Origin of the sequence: Oceanirhabdus seepicola (genome assembly GCF_023684385.1) — a bacterium.
GTDB lineage: Bacteria > Bacillota > Clostridia > Clostridiales > Clostridiaceae > Oceanirhabdus > Oceanirhabdus seepicola.
The window spans coordinates 337,299-356,470 of record NZ_JAGSOJ010000001.1; the positions used below are offsets into that span (position 1 = coordinate 337,299).

Below are 19,172 nucleotides of genomic sequence, written 5' to 3' on the forward strand. Positions count from 1 at the left end.
ATTAGGAGATTTTATATGAAACATTCAATTAGTATTGATAACTCTAATGATAAAAAATCGAAATATATAGTTATTTCTATTGATGCCCTTAGAAGTGAAGATTTGAAATTTTTAAAAACCCTTCCTAACTTCTCTAAACTAATAAATCATGGTTCTGTAGCAAAGAATGTAACCAGTATATATCCAAGTGTGACATATCCATGTCACGCTTCCATAATAACTGGTTGTTACCCTGATAAGCATGGAGTATACAATAATTATTTATTTCAACCCGGTAGAGATAACCCCGATTGGTTTTGGTTCTATAAATATATTAAAAGAAAAACAATTATTGATATAGCTAAAGAAAAAAATATGAAAGTAGCAACCTTATTTTGGCCTGTTACAGGTGGGATTAAATTGAAATATAACCTTGCAGAAGTTCTTCCACATGGAAAGTATAAATCTCAAACTTCTGTTTCACTGAAATACAGTAGCACTCTATTCATGTTAAAATGTTTTATTAAGTATGGTCATAATTTAAAAGGAATATCTCAACCCTATTTAGATAATTTTACAACTGATTGTGCTCTAGATGTACTAAAAAAGGGAGTAGATTTATCCTTAATTCATCTTGTTGATCTTGATTCTATGAGACATAAATTTGGTACTAATTCACAAGAATCATATGAGGCTTTAAAACGACATGATGAAAGATTAGGAAGAATTCTATCATTATTAAAAGAGAAAAATACTTTGCAAGATACCACATTCTTTATTTTAGGAGATCATTCTTTTAAGGATGTAGAATACATGATAAATATCAATTCCTTCTTAAGAGATAATACCTTCATTAGTTTATCTTCTGATGGAAAACTCCTTGACTATACTGCATATGCACACAAATGTGATGGTTCCTGTGAGATCTTTGTAAAAGACTCTTCAACTAAGAATCGTCTTCTATCATTATTGAATAAAAGCACTTTGAACACTCTTGGAATAAAGAATGTTTATACCGAAGCTTCTCTTAGTGATTTCAATGTAGGAAATAACATTTCAATTATGCTTGAAGCTAAAGATGGTTTTTATTTTACAAATAATTATACAAGCAATCTTTATGTAGAAAAAAATGATCCTTCTAAATGTGTTGCTCATCATGGGTATAATCCTAAAGAAGAGGACTATAAGACTCTTTTCATTGCTTCTGGTAAGGGGATATCAGCAGGTATTGAAATAGAACATATGAATCTTGTAGATATTGCACCTACATTTTGTAAACTTATAAACGAAACCATAGATGGAATGGACGGAACATGTATAGATCAAATGTTAATATAGTACTATTTATAAAATAAGGGGGATAAATCATGGAAATAATTAAATTTTTACAAACATTTTCCAGTCCAGTGTTAGATAATATTTTCATTGTTATAACACTCTTTGGAGAAGAAATTTTTTATACACTTATATTATGTATAATCTTCTGGTGTATGGACAAGAAACTTGGATATAAATTAGGTTTCTCACTCTTCTTTAGTATGACAATTAATGGGGCTGTTAAAGAATTACTTAATGTTAAACGACCTATTGGTTTAGAGGGAATAACATCTCTTAGAGTAGAGACTGCTACTGGTATGTCTTTTCCTAGCGGCCATACCCAAAGTACCACAACTTTTTGGACATCTTTAATGGTGAACTTCAAGAAACGATGGCTCTATATTATAGGTACAATTATAATTATACTAGTTGGGATATCAAGACTTTATTTAGGAGTTCACTGGCCAAGTGACGTGATTGGAGCTATAATAATCGGTGTTGTATGTGTTTTTATCTCTAATATAATCATTGAGTTTACTCTAGAAAAAAACAATTACATTCCTTTAATTATAATTGCTCTAGTCAGTGTTCTAGGTTTATTAATTTTTCATAGTAGCGATTATATAAAGATTGTTGGAATCATGATTGGTTTTATATTGGGTATGATAATAGAACAGAAATGGATAAAATTCGATGTAAAAGCCAACTTGAAGCAAAATATAATGAAAGTTCTGATTGGATTATTAATATTAGTAGTAATAAAAGTTTTTTTCAAAACTATTCTACCAGTAGGTAATTTAGGAGATTTTATTAGATATGGGCTTATCGGTTTATGGGTAATTGCAGGAGCTCCTTATTGCTTTAAAAAACTTATGAAATAAAAAACACACACTAATATTGTAAAAGAAATGTAGAATGTTTCTCACGGATGTCAGAAACATTCTACATTTTTCATTCTCACTTGCTCTAGTAAAAAGGCACATGAACAAATCTCCCTCAAATGCTGTGAAACCATTTAATAATACTTTTATAAATTCCCTCCACTTTTTCTTGTTTAAATCATAAATAATAATGATATTTTAATTTAATTTATTTGAATTTTCTTAAAAAGATGCTAAACTTTTATATAGGTGTATATATTAAACTTATAAGTCATAAATCATAAATATAGAAATATTTTAGAAAGTGAGTGAAGTTATGTCGAGTTATATTTTAGGTATTCTTTTTAGTTTTCTATTTGTAAAATTGAATAAAAAGTTATTTATACATAAAATACAATTTCTTTTTTATAAGCTATTTAATAAAAAAGAAATCTATGAACTAATATTGATATTATATATTCTTATAATTTCAACAATTATTTCAATAATATGTATTAAAATAAATAACTTCAATTATCAAAGCAATATAACTTTAATTAAAAATTTTAATTTTTATAACTTTTTTACTATGTTTATATTGTTGAATTTTTCTTCCACTGAAAAATTAACATTAAAATCTAATGATGAAAATTGCCATAAGTTTATATCTCTAATTTCAAGAAGTCTAGTATTAGGATTTATAGCACCCTTATTATATATAGGAGTTTTCAATAATTTTATTGCTTTAGTAATATGTTTTCTTTTATCATTAAATATAAAAAAGACAACATATATTAAATATTTATATAACTTTTTATGTACTTTACCTACTGTAATTACTTCAATTTTCTTAATTTTCATTTTAGTAATTACAAAAAAAATTAATCAGTTAAACTTTAAAAATATGTTTTTCAAAAACTTTTTAATTGATCCTCTCATTAATGTAGAAATAATTATGATCACATTGCAAGGTACTTTTCTAATTATTGATTATAAAGAAGTATCGCCCTGTAAATTAGTGAAATATGGAACTAATAAAAGTATAAAAAAAAGTGATTTATATTGGCTTCTAACCAAGTCTTATATAGTTTGTATTCTCTCTTTTATATTTTTTCTAATTATAAAATAAAACTTTCATTTTTGGACAAAATATAATGTAGATGAAAAAGGGAGTGTATAATTTGAAAGATAAAAAAAAGAAAGATAAAGATAAAAAACAACAAGTTTTAGACATCGACTTTATTGAAACAACTTATGGCCCAATCGTAGTCCATAGATATAAAGACAAACCAACCAAAAATAGACCCTATTAAAAAGTTCTCATTAAGAGCTTCAGACTGTTTAAAAACAGAAAACAAAGTGAAAACAATATATTGTACATTTCAAAAAAAAATCTCTCAAATGAGAGATTTTTTTGCAATGTCAATTAACAATTAATGATAATTTAATATCTTCTACATACTTTTCGTTTATTAATGTTCCAAAAACAATACCAGCTTCCTCATTGATATTCTCATATATCAATTCTGTAATATTTTTTATTTCATGTAATCCTAAAGATTTATTTCCTGTAATATTTATAAGTATATTTCCCGCCGTCATTAATCTTCTTACCATATCCTTATTTCTTAGTATTTCTTGAACAACTTTTCTGCCTCTATCTTTTCCGCAAGCAGTTGCATAAGCAAAATAAGAATTTTTACCCCCGTTAAAAATCTTATAAAAATCTCCTACATTCAAATTAAATATTCCATTAAAATTAATTAATTCATAAAAATTATTAGATAATTGAATAACATTATCCTCAAATTTTTCACGTTCTACCTCAAATATTGAACTACAACTTTCTGAAAGATATTTTAATGAAGTTTTATATATTATATCTTGTAAATTATCATTATTATATTCTTTACTTACCATCAAAAGGTTTAATATACCCATTTTGCTTAGTAATTTACATGTAGATTCAATGAGGGTGGAATCTCTTTCATCTTTAATTGTTCCTACTACAATTGCTATTTCGGTGTTAAGGAAATATCTTGCAACTCTTCTTTGTATTAACTCTTCATTATGATAAGAAATTTCCATTCTTCCCTTACTATTTAATAATTCTTCAATACAATCCCCTAAATAAATGTTTTTATCACATCTGTTTAGTATTTTCATTGTTTTATCAAGATGTATAGCTAATCTATTAGAATCCCCATATCTATGTATATTGAGGTTTTCCATTGCTCTAATACCACTTTCACCACATGCAACAATAGTTATCACGTAAATCCCCCCCAAATTGTTTACTATAATGTTATAGTAAACCTAGTCCCTTGGCCTTTTTCACTTTGTACACTTATTTCACCATCATGTCTTTTTACTATCTCATTACACAAAGCTAATCCAATACCACTTCCAGGTTTATTTGTATCTACTTTAAAGAATTTTTTAAATATCTTATTTAAATTTTCTTTATCTATCCCTATTCCATCATCTAATATTTCAATTTTAAATTTACTCTCTTCTGAATATGCACTAACTGAAATATTTCCGTTATAATCTGTAAATTTATAAGCATTCTCCAGAAGATTAATCATTACTTGTTTAAGCCTAGCTTGATCTCCCCATATTATTCTAGATTTATCTTTTATATCGAGAGTCAACTTTATATTTTTTTCATTGGCTTTAACTTTATATTGATTTACCACATCTCTTATTAATATTATTATATCTACATTCTTCATATCAAAACTAAATGTATTTTTCTGATATCTCGAAAAATCCAATAAATCTTCTACAAGATTTATTAATCGCTTTGTCTCACTTTCAATTATTGATAATCCAAGTTTCCTATCCTCTTCATCATCTTCAATCATCAAAGTCTCACTCCACCCTTGAATTGAAGTTAGAGGAGTTCTAAGTTCGTGTGAAATAGAAGATATAAAATCATTTTTTATTTTCTCACTCTTATCAATTTCTTCTGCCATGTAATTAAATGTTTCTGCCAAATCACCAATTTCGTCTTCTGTAATCTTATTTGCCCTTACTTTGTAATTACCACTTGCCATCTGTTCAGTAGCATTTTTAAGATCCTGAATGGGAACTATAATACTTCTAGCTAATATTAATGATAAGGCCAAAATTAATAGTAATACAAGTATTCCTACAACTATGCAAATTATCATGATATTTTTAATAGCTACATCAATTTTTTCAAGTGATACACTAAAACGCACAACACCTCTTGTTCTATTGTTATCTTTTATAGGTACTGAAATAGCGTATATTTTCTCATATTCTGTAACGATGTCATCTCTAAAGCTAATATCTCCATTTTTCAAAGCTTCATTAACATCATCTGCTGCTGATACCTCATTTAATCTAACACCCGCACTGTCCACAAGAATAGATCCATCCATATCAATAATTTGAACTCTTGATTTTTCATCTGATAGAATTATTTTTCTATATATTTCTCTAGCCTTCTCATTAAAGTCCTTATTAGGCATTATATCATTATATATCTCATTCACTGACGTTGCTTTATTATTAAGATAATTTTTTATTGTACTATAATAGTAATTTTGCGCAAATAGTATAAATATGACTTCTAATGAGAATACAGTTAAAACAACAACAATAGAATAATTCAAAATTATTTTATTTTTTATGGTCTTCATTCTATTCTTCCTTTCGCCAGCTATATCCGTACCCCCATACTGTTTTTAAATGTTCTGGTTTCGAGGGAGAACCTTCTATTTTGCTTCTTATTCTCCTAACATTAACATCAACAATTTTATAATCACCTACATAGTCACTTCCCCAAACCTGATCAAGAATCTCATTTCTACTAAGTGGTTCCCCTTTATGAGTCATTAATAGTTTTATAATTGAAAATTCTGTAGGTGTCAACTCAACCTCAATTCCATCTTTTTCAAATCTTCTTTGTCTTACATCAAGTTTAAAAGGCGATACCTCAAGAATGTTTGCATCTTTATCTGATAATACTGCAACCTCCTCAACTCTTCTTTTTTGTGCATGTACACGGGCTATAAGTTCTTTAACACTAAATGGCTTTACCACGTAATCATCCGCTCCATAACTTAACCCTGATATTTTATCTTCTTCTTGACCTTTTGCTGTAACCATTATAACTCGAATATTTTTGTGTTTTTCTCTAATATACTTACAAACATCAAACCCACTTATACCTGGTAACATAACATCTAGGAGAGCTATATCAATTTTTTCTTTTTCCAATTTTTCAATTGCTTCTTCCCCTGTTGCTGCCTCAACAACAGTGTACCCTTCTCTTTTTAAATTTACTTTTACGAAACTTCTTATGCCTAATTCATCTTCTAACAAAAGAATCTTCATACCCTTATCCTCCATTATCTCAATATTTCAAAGTTTGTTTTAATTATCTCATCATCAACTTTTAATTCTTTCTTAATTCTAGAATCATTCTTGTTATTATAAAAAAAGAATGTTTTTCTATTATTTTTTCCAATAACCGAATATTTTCTTCCTGCCTCACTAGCATTTTTATTAAATTTATCAATATAACTATCATCAATAACCATTAATCTAGCAAGCTCAATCTTATTATCGGGATATGTTTCTTTATCATATATAAACATATATTTCATATATCCACTCTCATTTACTTCCATTACATAGTTATCTTTCCACTCTTTAGGCAAATAGAATCTGAATGCATTCGCTTGATCATAGTAAATATCGACTTTATGTGTTAAACCTCTTAAACCATTCCAATTATACCATTTTTGAATTATTGGATTTTGATTATTACTCTCTTCATCAAATAACTTCTCTTGATATAAAATATTAATCTCTCTGATTTCATCTTTATCAACGTCTGCATCATTTGTGAAAAATTCACTCTTGGTAATTCCGAAATCTTTTTCACCTTCAGAAAATACTTTCGCTAATTTACCATCTTTTTTTATCAAAAGTTCTGTATATCCAGAATAAATTCCTATTGGCACATCTACAAAAATTCCATTAATATCTTTAGTTGCTTTCCCACTATTAGCCAAAATACTTCTTACATTCCCATCACTTGGAATTATAATGCTGTTTATACTTTCACTGTTCTCAATATTATAAAGGGTTGCTATTACTTGCCCATCTTCATCTATATTGAAAAGTACAATATCATCAATATTATCATTATCTAAATCAATAATTTTTACTTCATCACATTTGTTTTCAAAGCGAGTGAACATATTCCTATTTTTTTCACTATATACTTCAACTCTTAATTTTTTATTCTCCTCTAGCCACTTAATTATTATCTCTTCTTTTCCATCATTATTAATATCTTTAAATATTATATCTTGTATATTCAGTGCAACTCCATCAATAAAATCTAATTTTTCCCATGTACCCATGTATTCTTTAAGAATTCCAATCATATATTCATTAAGCTTGTCTTTCATCTTATATATTGCTATAAGCTCATCTTCACCATCCCCTGTTAAATCAGCATAATTGATTGCAGCACTATTTTGAATGTTTCTAGGTAGAATAAGCTCGAATGTTGATGGTAATTCATCAACAACCTTTTGTGCCACAGTAATTTTCTTTTCCATATTAGGTTTCTGTATCATCTCTTCAGGTAAAGAGAACTCATCACACCCACTGAATAATATCATTACTATTATAATTAAAAATATATACATTCTTTTTCTCATAAAGTCCTCCAAAAAAACACATAATAGAGATTACCATGGAATATATCCTAGCCCCTCTATTTTAATTTCTCCTAAAATAATTAATATTTTTTTCATTTGCAATTAAATTCAGTTTTACTTTAGGCATATTCAAATAACTAGTCATAGGTTTATGGTGTGTATCTTTTACTTGTTATTTCTTTTCATATACCTTATTAATTATTTCCCATAATATAAATTTTACACCATAATACAAGTTTTATCAAAAAAAAGTGATAAAAAACCTTTAATTAAATATAAAAGAGTATTGTTCAACAATACTCTTTTTATATCATTTATTTTACTTTTATCTCAGTCCAAATCCCATTATATTCCTCTATAAATTCTCAATCAGTAAACGAATTTTTATTGGATCAATTCCCAACATTCCAAAAACCTATTTATAATTCTATTCTTTGCCAATATAGTTATATGTAAGTTCTTAATAACAAATTCATCCAAAGTGGTACAATTTTACACAAACATATAACCCATTTATATAAACATGGTTACATGTGATAATTTATTTAGGAAATCTTTCAATTTCTAAAGAATAAAAAAAAGCTGAAGATTCTCTTCAGCTTTGGCAGGGGTAGCAGGAATCGAACCCGCATCAACGGTTTTGGAGACCGCTGTTTTACCGTTAAACTATACCCCTTCGTGACAAGATTTATTTTAACATATTTACAACTTGTACGCAAGACTAAATTATAATAAATAATTTTTTCTTAATATGCGAAAAATACTTATATATTATATAAGGGATATCAAATAAATAACTAGTCCCAGGTTTATGGTGTGTATCTTTGACTTGTTCTTTATTTTCATATACCTGAATCGGAGGTGTAACAATGAAATATTCTAGTTCATCAAAAAATAGTCCCCTCATCAATACAATTGAATTAAATGCTCTTTTAAATCTACTTGAAGAAAAAGGCATTATAGATAAAAACGAATATATGAATACTGTTATTAATGTAAGTTCTTCTCTCTTAACAGAAGCAGAAAAAAAAGGTTATCTTGATAAAAGAGTGCGGTCTGAAATTATTTCTTCAATATATGATGATTTAAATTCATAATCACCTATTTAAATTCTTAACATAAAATATACTGATACAACACCTAAGGCATATTCAAATAAATAACTAGTCATAGGTATATAGTGTATATTTGTTAAACTTTAAGATAAGGAGGCATTATGATGAACAACTGTTACCCATGTAATAGAACCAATTACATTCAACGTCGTCCTAATAATTGCTTTTGGGAAGGCATAATATTTATAATTGCTTTATTTTTCCTAGTATGTCCATTTGGTTTTTAAGAGGATTCCCAGCATTCGGTCTTTTCATATAGTATATATAGATAAACTACTTCATAGGTTCATCTATCAAAGAACAAAGAAGAGAGAACAAAGAATAAGTATTGTTGATATTCTTTATTCTTCAGAATATCTTACATTCAAATTTAATGTAGTATATCTATAAAAAGAGGCTATCTCAAAAATTTACTTTTGAGATAGCCCTAAGTTCTATTTTAAATCTAAATTTTTGAACTTATCACCAAATAAGTCTCCTAAAGTTTGCATATCATCTTCATCATTAAATTCATCAAGGTTTATAACAGGCTTTTCAATTGCCTCTTTAATACTTAAACCAATTTTTCTACTATCCTTATCAATACTAATTATTTTAACCTGTACAGTATCACCAATATTTAATACTTCCTTAATATTAGTAACTCTCTCTTCGCTTATTTGAGAAATATGAATTAATCCTTCAATTTCTTCATTAATCTTTGCAAATGCTCCAAAATCCATTATTTTAACAATTTTTGCATCAACAATATCTCCAGTTTTGAAAGTTGTTATCTCTTTATCCCATGGATGTTCCATAGTATCTTTCATAGATAATGAAATCCTGCCTTTTTCATTATCAACAGATAATACATATACTTCTACTTCATCTCCAACTTTAACCACATCATCAGTACTTTTAACTCTCTTCCAAGATAATTCAGTAATATGAACCAAACCATCTACTCCACCTATATCAACAAAAGCCCCATATTTAGCTGTTTTCGTTACAACACCTGTTCTTTTTTCTCCAGCTTTAATAGTAGCAAAAAGTTCTTTTTTCTTTTCTTGTCTCTCTTCTACCTCGATTACTCTTCTAGATAGAACTAACTTCTTCTTACTCTTATCTAGTTCAATAACCTTAACACCAAGCTCAACACCCACAAATTCTGCTAAATCCTTAACATAATCTGCACTAAGTTGAGATGCTGGAATAAATCCTCTTACTCCCTTAATATCAGTAACTACTCCACCTTTAACTACTTCTTTTACTTTAACAGTTAATGTTTCATCTTTATCCATTACTTCTTCTAATTCATCCCATACTAATACCGCTTCTGCTCTTTTTTTAGAAAGAAGAACATTACCATTTTCATCTTTACTCTTTACTACATATACTTTTAAAATATCATCTACTTTAATTACTTCTCTTGGATCTATATCTTCACTACAAATCTCATTTTTAGGTAAAATTCCGTCTGCCATATGTCCAATATTTATTATTGCTTCATTTTCATTAACTGAAATTACTTTACCTTCTAAAATTTCTCCATTATTAATTCTCTTCATTGATGCTTCAATTTCATTTATCATATTATTCATATCATTGTGTTGTTCAGTCATTTTCATCTCTCCTTTTTAAGTTCCCCATAAATTATAGTTATTTCTATTATACTACTACTTAATATTATATCAAACTTATCCACTTCATTGTATATTTAATTAATTTTTTCCACAACATTTTTTGTATTTTTTCCCACTTCCACAATAACAAGGATCATTTCTTCCGATTTTCAACTGTGTTCCTTTATTCTCTTTAAGCGATTCTATTTCTTTTGGCGTATATCCTTTAAGTGTCCAATGAACATTTTCTTCCTTCAAAGCAATTAAATGCTTTAATAACTTAGCATATATATTCATATCATTTACAACTAAGCTATGACTTAAATACTCCATAACAAATTGTACATCTTTATCATTTTTAATTGCATATTCACATGCATCAATTATTTCCTCTGCATCATATTCTTCCATGTTATATGACTTAAGAAGTAAATCCTTCAAATCATTTCTACAACCACTATTTTTTATGTATTTCTCACTACCAAACTCTTTTATCTTATCCACACTATATTTTTTGTAGTCATAGTCACATTTCTGCACTTTTTCAACAATATCAATATGATCATATATATCACTATGACAAACATAATCACCATAAATTATAAATTCATTACTTTTATATGCATATCTTTGTAAAATAAACTGTATGAACCATTCATGTTCTATATTGCTATCAATACTTTTCTCAACTAATTCTATACATTGAGATATACTTAATGCACCATATACATGTAAGTATCCCCTTGTTAAGTTCAAAATATCATCATTTCTAGTAATCATTCTAAGAAATTGCTTGTCCTTTTTTAATTCTAAAAACATTTCATTAAATTCTTTTGGGCAAATCACAGATTTATTACCATCAATAATTCCAGTGTAAACAAGACCTAACTTTCTGAAATAAGTTATAGCTTTTACATTCATACTCCAATTAATTTGAACTGGCTTGTTTATAAATGAAGCTAATTCACTTACTCTATCACTATCAAAATACATCATTCCTATAGACAAATCTTTCTCCATAGATGACTTAATTCCTTGAATCAAATCATTTTTTTTAGCTGTACTAGGCAAAATAACTTTCCAAATTTTCTTTACTTCTTTGAGTTCTGCTACTGTATACGTGTTCAGTAACTCCTCTAAAGATAAATCACTTGATATTTTCTTAAACATCTTTTCAAAATTCTTTCTTTTTTGCTCATCTTGTACATTATTTATTTTCTCTAAAGCTTTTATTAGTACTTTCTGATCTTTCTCGCTGATTTTATTATTAACCACCCTAATTTCCTCCTACAAATCATTCTAACTAAATTTAAAATATATATCATAACTAGTAAACTACTTTAATTTTACCAGTATTTAACTTCAAATACAAGTTTTGTATATCGTTTGTTGATAAAAAAAGCACAACATTTGAATTATAACATATAATAAAAATATTTCAAAACCCATTTATTGCACAAAGTTTTGTAATAATATCTTGTAGATTTATACTTTAAAAATATTATTTCTACCCTTCATTACCAATGCATTTATCCAAATAATACCTTCTTTTTTAATCCCTTTTTAAAATTTGTTCTAATTTGTACGATTATATAATAGTGGTGAATAAATAATAAACAATAACATAAAATACTATTAAGAATAATCAGAATTTTTAACATTAGCACTTCACTACATTAATACACATATGTTATAATATAAATAAGATATAACTTATTTATAATATTAATATCATATTTAACGGCTTAGACCATGAGTGGCTAAGACCCGAAGAGGAGAGTTATGGGAATAGTTACTATTCCCCCCATAACTCTCCTCTTTTCAGTGGTTAAAAGTGTGGATTTCGGCATCATTGTTGGATATCTGCGCTACTCACGTATTGCTTATACGCTACGTTGCTCGAATCCAACATTCCTTGAACTCCACACTTTTAACTCACTGAAAAATTTATTTAAAATATTTTTTTATAACTTTTCCTTTAATATATAGTCCTTGAAATATACAATTATAGCGGCCCTACTCCAGTTTCAAGTTCCTTGTTCTTTACTTTTTTTATCACTCTGAACATTTTTTATTCTATGCTCACTCTATGTGGTTTTCTCTGTTTATAATAGTAATATTCTTTGTACCCTAAATCCCTTAATACTTCTACTGCTATTGTGTGATTATTGCCTAGTTTTTCGGCACTATGGGCATCTGAACCAATTGTGATTAGTTTTCCACCTAACTCTTTGTATAGTTTTAAAACTTCTATGCTTGGGAATAATTCCTTAGCCCCACTACCTAATCCTGATGTATTTACTTCTATTGCTTTATCCCGTTTGATAACATTTTTGAGTATTTCACTGATTATTCCTTCAAAATCATTGAATTCATAGTTTCCTAATTGCTCAAATGCATATCTTTTTAGAAGGTCAATGTGCCCTAAAATATCATATTCCCCCTTTTCTGAGGCCTGAAGTACCTTCTTAAAGTATCCTTCATATGCTTCTTTATTGCACTTTCCATCTATGTATTTTCTTAGTTTTGGTCCATCTATATCATGAACTGATCCAATGATAAAGTCTATCTTTTCATCCTTAACAATTTTTAATATACTATCAATATTATATTGTGGACTACATATTTCAAGACCTTTTAATATTTCCAGTTCTCCTTTAAACTTACTTCTACAATATTCAATTTCTTGATTATATTTTCCAAATCTCATATGCCCGTATGTTGGCAATCTTTCAATAGTTGAAAAATGCTCACCAAATCCTATTATTTCTATGCCTTCATCTACTGCTTTTTCGCACATTTTTTTCAGTTTTTCCACACTATCAAAAGAATTATCCGTATGAATATGATGATCAATTTTTTTCATGTTTTTCCCCCTCGAAAAAAGCACGGCAAGCCGTGCTTTTAAAACAAATCTAAAGTTCTCAACTATCTTTTTAAACAATAACTACGTCCTTGCACCCATTCTGAGTAGCAATTTCCTTTAAATATTCCATATATGAATCCAAAGGACTCTCAATACCTTTTAAATCTTTTCTTACTCCATATTTTCTATATTTAATAAGTTTATATCTTATAGCATCATTTATTCCAGCAATCAATTTAGAAGTCTTCTCAACTGTTTCAGAATTATTCAGTATTTCTGGCACAATAACAGTTCTCACTTCAAATATTTTATCAACTTCACCTAATCTCACAATATTTTCAAGTACATTCTCATTTCCTTCTCCTGTAAGCTTAACATGTTCATTGATATCATATGCCTTTAAATCAAACATAACCTTATCTGTTACTTCTAATAGTTCTTTTTTATTCCATAATGCCACAGTTCCATTAGTATCGATAAAATTAGTTAATCCCATCTTTTTAGTAATACTGAATAGTTCAGTAATAAACTCTGATTGAAGAGTGCATTCACCACCTGATACAGTGATACCTTGTATAAAAGGTCTATATTTATTAATTTCAAGTGCAACTTCCTCTGCAGTCATAAATTTCACTTTTGGTGTACTATTATTTTTGCATATTCTAATGCACTCATCACAATCAGTGCACTTCTTTTCATCCCATATGACTTTTCCACTCTCTGCCCTGCTAACAGCTCCCGAATGACAATGTGCTATACATTTACCACAATTATTACACACATTAATTGTTTCTGGATTATGACAATATAAACAATTAATATTGCATCCCTGTAAAAAAATCGCTGTTCTATTACCTGGTCCATCTACTGAACTAAAGGGAATAATTTTGTTTACGATTGCAGTTTTCATACTTATTTACTTCTCTCTTTTCTTTGTAATACTCTTTGGTTTTTAACAGCTCCAGCACCTAAAACAGTGGTATCCCTTAGTACAGCCTCACCTTTTTCAATTTTTTCAATCTCCGATCTTTTAACAAGGTATCCTGTTATTCTAACAACATCACAATCGCTTGCATAAGGCGAAAAGTATCTTACTCCAATACTAAAACTTCCCTTTATTATATCCAGAATGTATTGTGGATTTTTCTTAACAGTAGTATCAAAACTAAATATATCACCTATTCCTGATGGAAAGTACTTATGGAATTTAGCACATACTTTTAAGTGATCAAATATTTCTGGTTCCTCCCCTATTGGTATTCTACAACCTGGAGCTATACCATTATCTGTATCTATACCCACTTGAGCATGTAACATAAATTTACCATCTGTAAACTTACAGTGTTTATTGTAATGATTGTTAACCATTTCATTAAGTTTATCTATTATCTCTACTCCTAATTCAGTGGCAACTTCACTATGACCAAATCTATCTTCAAGTCTATCACACTTCAATAATTTATTTACACAATCAGCTATTCCAACTTCACCAAACATTCCTGTGAAATTTTCTGAATTTATTAATCCTTCTTTTAGTAAAAAATGATTTTCAAAAAAACCACTTTCTTCAACAAGAAAATTAATTCTCATATCAATATATTGTAACATCTTCTCTACAGCATCTGGGAATAACTCATTCATGAAGTGATCCTTATTCTCAGCATGGTCTACAAGTCTTCCAAAATTCAATCTAACAAGTGTATATGCTCCACCGCCAATTTTAAGACCATTATAACAACTAGCAATTCCATAGTTTTCTATATCTTCAGTAAACATCTTATGATTAGCAAAACTTGGTTTTGCAGTTATTAATGCAGTGTTTATAGCATCTATTGCAAAGTCATTTGGTGTTATTTCTTCATCATATTTTATTGTAATATTTGGTATAGGCACTTCAAGTTCTCTCTGAACTCTTAATATTATTTCTCCTGCCTTTGTTTTTTCTGGTCCTATATTAGCATGACAGAATGAATCAGTTATTGTTCTATCTATATGAAGCATAAAGAATTTTATAGCTTTATATGCCTCTTCCTCGTCATTTACAAATGGATCTAATAATTTATCAATATTCCCAATATAAACAGGAAATGTTGTAATTGAAGGAACATGTTTATACAAAATAAGCAGATTGTTCACAGCCTCCCAAATATCAGTTGGTGGTTGTAACTTTAAAAATTCACTTCCCTGTTCCATGAACTTATTATAATCTGGCACAATATATCTTGGTCTATATGGAGCATTACCTTCACCTAAATCACAAATCACTCCATTATCTCTATACTTTTGTATTTCTTCAGTAATTCCTAAAACATCAATAGAGTTTTCTGCTGCTCTCGCAAGTGCTATTACTCTTTGTTCGAAAGTAAGAGTCTTATCTTTTATAATATTCAGAACATCACTCATAATTTATCCCTTCCTTTGTTAAAAAATTCAAAATTTTTTATACTATGAAATAATCATTATTAATTATATTATATCATTTAATTTCCTATTAGTGAACCTATATAGATATTCTATTTCAGAAGTTAATTTATTCAAATAGATTAAATTTATATTGCCAGTTTTCCATCCTCTACAGTTATATTAATAACCTCTTCCGCCTTATCATCAAAAAGAATTTTATCTACTAAAAGACTCTTAACATTCTTATCAATGTATCTATAAATCTCTCTAGCACCATACTTCCTTGAATATGCATTCTTAATAATATATTCTATTCCTTCAGTTCCAATTTCTATTCTCTTACCTTTTTTCATAAGTTTTATGTTAATCTCATTGAAAATTTTATTAATAATGCTTTTCACTTCATCTTCTCCAAGATGATTAAATATTATCACATCATCAAGTCTGTTCAGAAACTCAGGTGAAAAACGTTTATTAAGTTCATCATTCACTGCCTCATTAACCATTGTTCTATCTCCAAACCCGATTCTATCTTTACTCATATCTTTAGCACCTGCATTTGAAGTCATGATTATTATTGTATTTCTAAAATCTGTCTCAGCTCCACTATTGTCAGTTAAAGTACCATAATCCATTACCTGAAGAAGTATATTGAATATATCACTATGTGCTTTTTCAATCTCATCAAGTAAAACCACACTTCTTGGCGAATTCTTCACTTTATCTGTTAAAAGCCCACCTTCTTCGTACCCAACATATCCTGGAGGCGCTCCTATTAATCTAGCCACAGAATGTTTTTCTTGATATTCACTCATATCAAACCTTAAAAATTGCATATCCATTAACTTTGAAATCTGTTTTGCTAGTTCTGTTTTCCCTACTCCTGTAGGTCCAACAAATAATAGATTTCCAACAGCTTTATTATCATCATTAAGACCTGCATATGATCTTTTAATAGCTTCTACAGTAGTCTCAACAGCTTTGCTCTGTCCATAAATTTTACTTTCAAGCTCACTTCTTAGTGATTTAAGTTTATCTAAATTAGATTTCCCAACACTTTCCTGTGGAATTCCTAACATTTTTGATATAACTCTTTTAGCATCTTTTCCATGAATTGAAACTCTCGTATCTTTTCTAGGAGTATCTTCTATTGTGTCCTCAATTCTTATTGAAAGCTTTTCATCCAACTTTTCCATTTTAATATATGAACCAATCTCATCCATTAAATCAATTGCTTTATCAGGAAACTTCTTATCTCTAATATATCTCTCTGATAACTCAATGATATTAAGTATTGCCTCTTCACTATACTCAACATTATGGAAGTTTTCATATTCGGACTTAACACCATTCACAATTTTTATAGTTTCATCTTTAGAAGGTTCTATTACATCAATCTTCTGAAATCTTCTATAAAGCATAGAATTCTTAGCTATATATTTATTGTATTCTACATAAGTTGTGCTTCCTATAAATTTTATATGACCCTCTTCAAGATAACTACTCAACATATTAGAAGCATCCATAGTACCTCCAGATATGGCACCTGCACCAATTATAGTATGAATTTCATCTATATATACAATTGGATTATCATATTTAGCTATCTCATTTAATAGATTCTTAAACCTTTCTTCAAAATCTCCTCTATATTTAGTTCCTGCTAAAATTGCTCCCATATCTAAACTAAATATCTTACCATTCTTTAAACTCTCATTTATTTCTCCATCTTCAATCTTCTGTACTATTCCATAAACTATTGATGTTTTGCCTACTCCAGCTTCGCCAACGTGAATTGGGTTATTTTTTCTTTTTCTCAAAAGTATTTGTACAGTTCTTTTAATTTCCTCTTCTCTGCCTATAATTTTAGATATCTTACCTTCTTTATATTTATCGTTTAAACAGATGGCATAATCACTTATTGATTTATTTTTATTTTCAGCTATATCTTCTTTTACTATGTCTTTCTTCTTGGTTTTCACATTAGTTCTTAAGATATCTAATCGTTCTATCCCTTGTTTTTTTATAAAATAACTTGCATATGACTCTTCAAGATCATATATTGCAACTATCACATCCTTAAGTTCTATTATCTCTCTTGCAGATGAAATTACCTGTGTAGCTGCAGCATTGAACATCTCATTAGTTCCATATGTTTGAATTGGTTCTCCTTCATCTTGTCCTTCAATTTCAGTATCTAAATAATTTTTCAAATCTTCTATAAGTTCCTTGGATTTCACACCACACTCACTCATAAATTTCTTTCCATCATCAAAACCTAGTACTGAGTATAAAATATGCTCTGGGGTAATATATTTATGCTTCCCTATCTTTGCTTCACTATATGCAGCAACCAATATCTTATTTAAAGTTTCGTCTAATCTCATTTTCCTACTCCTCTTCTACAGTTAAATTAAATGGTAATCCTTCACCCTCAGCAATACTCATTGCCTCTAATGCTTTTGTTTTTGCAATATCAAAACTGTATATTCCCGCTATTCCATGTCCATTCTCATGAACCTCATACATAATTTTGGTAGCTTCCGGCACACTTTTACCAAATATTTTCACCAGTACTTCAATAACAAATTCCATAGAAGTATAATCATCATTATGCATTATAACCTTATATTTCTTTGGCATCTTAATCTTTATATCACTTTTACTTTTAACATTTCCACATTCGTTCATATAAATCACTCCATTTTAATCTAAATTATAATTATGATTAATACTGATTCTTCCAACTTTTTTCTTTACTTCATCCTTAAAATGAAAATCAGCCATCATAATAATCACCAGTATAATACTTAATAATACTAAATACGCGTTTTTTATCTTCAATCACTCTTCCCCTATCTGTACTAAATCATTTCATATATCTATAATAGTTGATTATTAAGTAGGCTTCAAGTAGAATAATTTTTTTCATAAACTTTGGCAATTATTTGGAGGAATTAAAAGAAAAAAAGAGATAAATAAACATAATTTCTGATTTTAGTTTTAAAATTTCTTGCACTTTTCAGTTCTGCGTGTTATATTTATATAGCACCAAGCAAGGCCCATTGGTCAAGCGGTTAAGACACCGCCCTTTCACGGCGGTAACAGGGGTTCGATTCCCCTATGGGTCACCAAATGTGGGAGCATAGCTCAGCTGGGAGAGCACCTGCCTTACAAGCAGGGGGTCACAGGTTCGAACCCTGTTGTTCCCACCAAATTTGGGCGAGTTCCCGAGTGGCCAAAGGGGGCAGACTGTAAATCTGTTACGTTTCGTTTCGATGGTTCGAATCCATCTTCGCCCACCATTTAAAAAACATCTGATA

At 28.7% G+C, this 19,172-nt stretch carries 17 protein-coding genes and 4 tRNA genes; 7 read left to right on the top strand and 14 right to left on the bottom strand.

All coding sequences use genetic code 11. The features are described 5' to 3' along the window. The first annotated feature begins 15 nt into the window (after positions 1–15). Positions 16–1,317, top strand: a complete 1,302-nt coding sequence (locus tag KDK92_RS01545) for an alkaline phosphatase family protein (protein WP_250857279.1) — start codon at positions 16–18, stop codon at positions 1,315–1,317. Positions 1,318–1,346: 29 nt separating this feature from the next. Beyond that, positions 1,347–2,177, top strand: coding sequence for a phosphatase PAP2 family protein (locus KDK92_RS01550; protein ID WP_250857280.1), 831 nt, complete (start codon positions 1,347–1,349; stop codon positions 2,175–2,177). A gap of 552 nt (positions 2,178–2,729) precedes the next feature. On the opposite strand, the gene KDK92_RS01555 is transcribed toward KDK92_RS01550, so the two are convergent. Next, a complete protein-coding gene (locus tag KDK92_RS01555) occupies positions 2,730–3,017 on the bottom strand; it encodes a hypothetical protein (RefSeq protein WP_250857281.1) in 288 nt (95 codons plus the stop codon). Between the two features lie 320 nt (positions 3,018–3,337). On the opposite strand from KDK92_RS01555, the gene KDK92_RS24385 reads away from it, so the two are divergent. Continuing rightward, positions 3,338–3,469, top strand: a complete 132-nt coding sequence (locus tag KDK92_RS24385; protein WP_276575855.1) for a hypothetical protein — start codon at positions 3,338–3,340, stop codon at positions 3,467–3,469. Positions 3,470–3,578: 109 nt separating this feature from the next. On the opposite strand, the gene KDK92_RS24745 is transcribed toward KDK92_RS24385, so the two are convergent. The 5 genes from KDK92_RS24745 to KDK92_RS01580 all read right to left on the bottom strand — a co-directional run bounded on the left by KDK92_RS24745 (position 3,579) and on the right by KDK92_RS01580 (position 8,540). After that, positions 3,579–4,430, bottom strand: coding sequence for an FtsZ/tubulin family protein (locus KDK92_RS24745; protein ID WP_250857282.1), 852 nt, complete (start codon positions 4,428–4,430; stop codon positions 3,579–3,581). A 23-nt stretch (positions 4,431–4,453) separates the two neighbouring features. Next, complete coding sequence (locus KDK92_RS01565) at positions 4,454–5,827, bottom strand: sensor histidine kinase (protein WP_250857283.1); 1,374 nt, start codon at positions 5,825–5,827, stop codon at positions 4,454–4,456. A gap of 1 nt (position 5,828) precedes the next feature. Beyond that, positions 5,829–6,524, bottom strand: coding sequence for a response regulator transcription factor (locus KDK92_RS01570; protein WP_250857284.1), 696 nt, complete (start codon positions 6,522–6,524; stop codon positions 5,829–5,831). Positions 6,525–6,538: 14 nt separating this feature from the next. Beyond that, positions 6,539–7,864 (bottom strand): hypothetical protein, encoded by a 1,326-nt coding sequence (locus KDK92_RS01575; protein ID WP_250857285.1) that lies wholly within the window; start codon positions 7,862–7,864, stop codon positions 6,539–6,541. A 602-nt stretch (positions 7,865–8,466) separates the two neighbouring features. After that, positions 8,467–8,540, bottom strand: a tRNA-Trp gene (locus KDK92_RS01580). A 193-nt stretch (positions 8,541–8,733) separates the two neighbouring features. Between KDK92_RS01580 and KDK92_RS01585 the strand changes: the two genes are divergently transcribed. Further along, positions 8,734–8,961, top strand: a complete 228-nt coding sequence (locus KDK92_RS01585) for a hypothetical protein (protein ID WP_250857286.1) — start codon at positions 8,734–8,736, stop codon at positions 8,959–8,961. A 452-nt stretch (positions 8,962–9,413) separates the two neighbouring features. On the opposite strand, the gene rpsA is transcribed toward KDK92_RS01585, so the two are convergent. From rpsA to KDK92_RS01625, 8 genes are all read right to left on the bottom strand, one after another. Beyond that, the gene (gene rpsA / locus KDK92_RS01590) at positions 9,414–10,580 is read right to left on the bottom strand and encodes a 30S ribosomal protein S1 (RefSeq protein WP_250857287.1); all 1,167 of its coding nucleotides are present in this window, start codon (positions 10,578–10,580) and stop codon (positions 9,414–9,416) included. Between the two features lie 99 nt (positions 10,581–10,679). Then, positions 10,680–11,855, bottom strand: a complete 1,176-nt coding sequence (locus KDK92_RS01595) for an SEC-C metal-binding domain-containing protein (RefSeq protein ID WP_250857288.1) — start codon at positions 11,853–11,855, stop codon at positions 10,680–10,682. Between the two features lie 796 nt (positions 11,856–12,651). Next, positions 12,652–13,446 (bottom strand): histidinol-phosphatase HisJ family protein, encoded by a 795-nt coding sequence (locus KDK92_RS01600; protein ID WP_250857289.1) that lies wholly within the window; start codon positions 13,444–13,446, stop codon positions 12,652–12,654. A gap of 70 nt (positions 13,447–13,516) precedes the next feature. Next, positions 13,517–14,356, bottom strand: coding sequence for a YjjW family glycine radical enzyme activase (locus KDK92_RS01605; RefSeq protein WP_250857290.1), 840 nt, complete (start codon positions 14,354–14,356; stop codon positions 13,517–13,519). Positions 14,357–14,358: 2 nt separating this feature from the next. Then, positions 14,359–15,849 carry a YjjI family glycine radical enzyme gene (locus tag KDK92_RS01610; RefSeq protein ID WP_250857291.1) on the bottom strand — a complete coding sequence of 497 codons (1,491 nt, stop codon included), beginning with the start codon at positions 15,847–15,849 and terminating at the stop codon, positions 14,359–14,361. A gap of 146 nt (positions 15,850–15,995) precedes the next feature. After that, on the bottom strand, positions 15,996–18,236 hold the full coding sequence (locus KDK92_RS01615) for an AAA family ATPase (protein ID WP_250857292.1): 2,241 nt from the start codon (positions 18,234–18,236) through the stop codon (positions 15,996–15,998). Between the two features lie 4 nt (positions 18,237–18,240). Next, on the bottom strand, positions 18,241–18,540 hold the full coding sequence (locus KDK92_RS01620) for an ATP-dependent Clp protease adaptor ClpS (protein ID WP_250857293.1): 300 nt from the start codon (positions 18,538–18,540) through the stop codon (positions 18,241–18,243). 15 nt (positions 18,541–18,555) lie between these two features. Further along, positions 18,556–18,693 (bottom strand): hypothetical protein, encoded by a 138-nt coding sequence (locus KDK92_RS01625; RefSeq protein ID WP_250857294.1) that lies wholly within the window; start codon positions 18,691–18,693, stop codon positions 18,556–18,558. A gap of 215 nt (positions 18,694–18,908) precedes the next feature. Here KDK92_RS01625 and KDK92_RS01630 point away from each other — a divergent pair. From KDK92_RS01630 to KDK92_RS01640, 3 genes are all read left to right on the top strand, one after another. Continuing rightward, positions 18,909–18,983 (top strand) — tRNA-Glu (locus tag KDK92_RS01630). A gap of 5 nt (positions 18,984–18,988) precedes the next feature. After that, positions 18,989–19,064: transfer RNA gene (locus tag KDK92_RS01635), tRNA-Val, on the top strand. Between the two features lie 5 nt (positions 19,065–19,069). Continuing rightward, positions 19,070–19,154, top strand: a tRNA-Tyr gene (locus KDK92_RS01640). Positions 19,155–19,172: the final 18 nt, after the last annotated feature.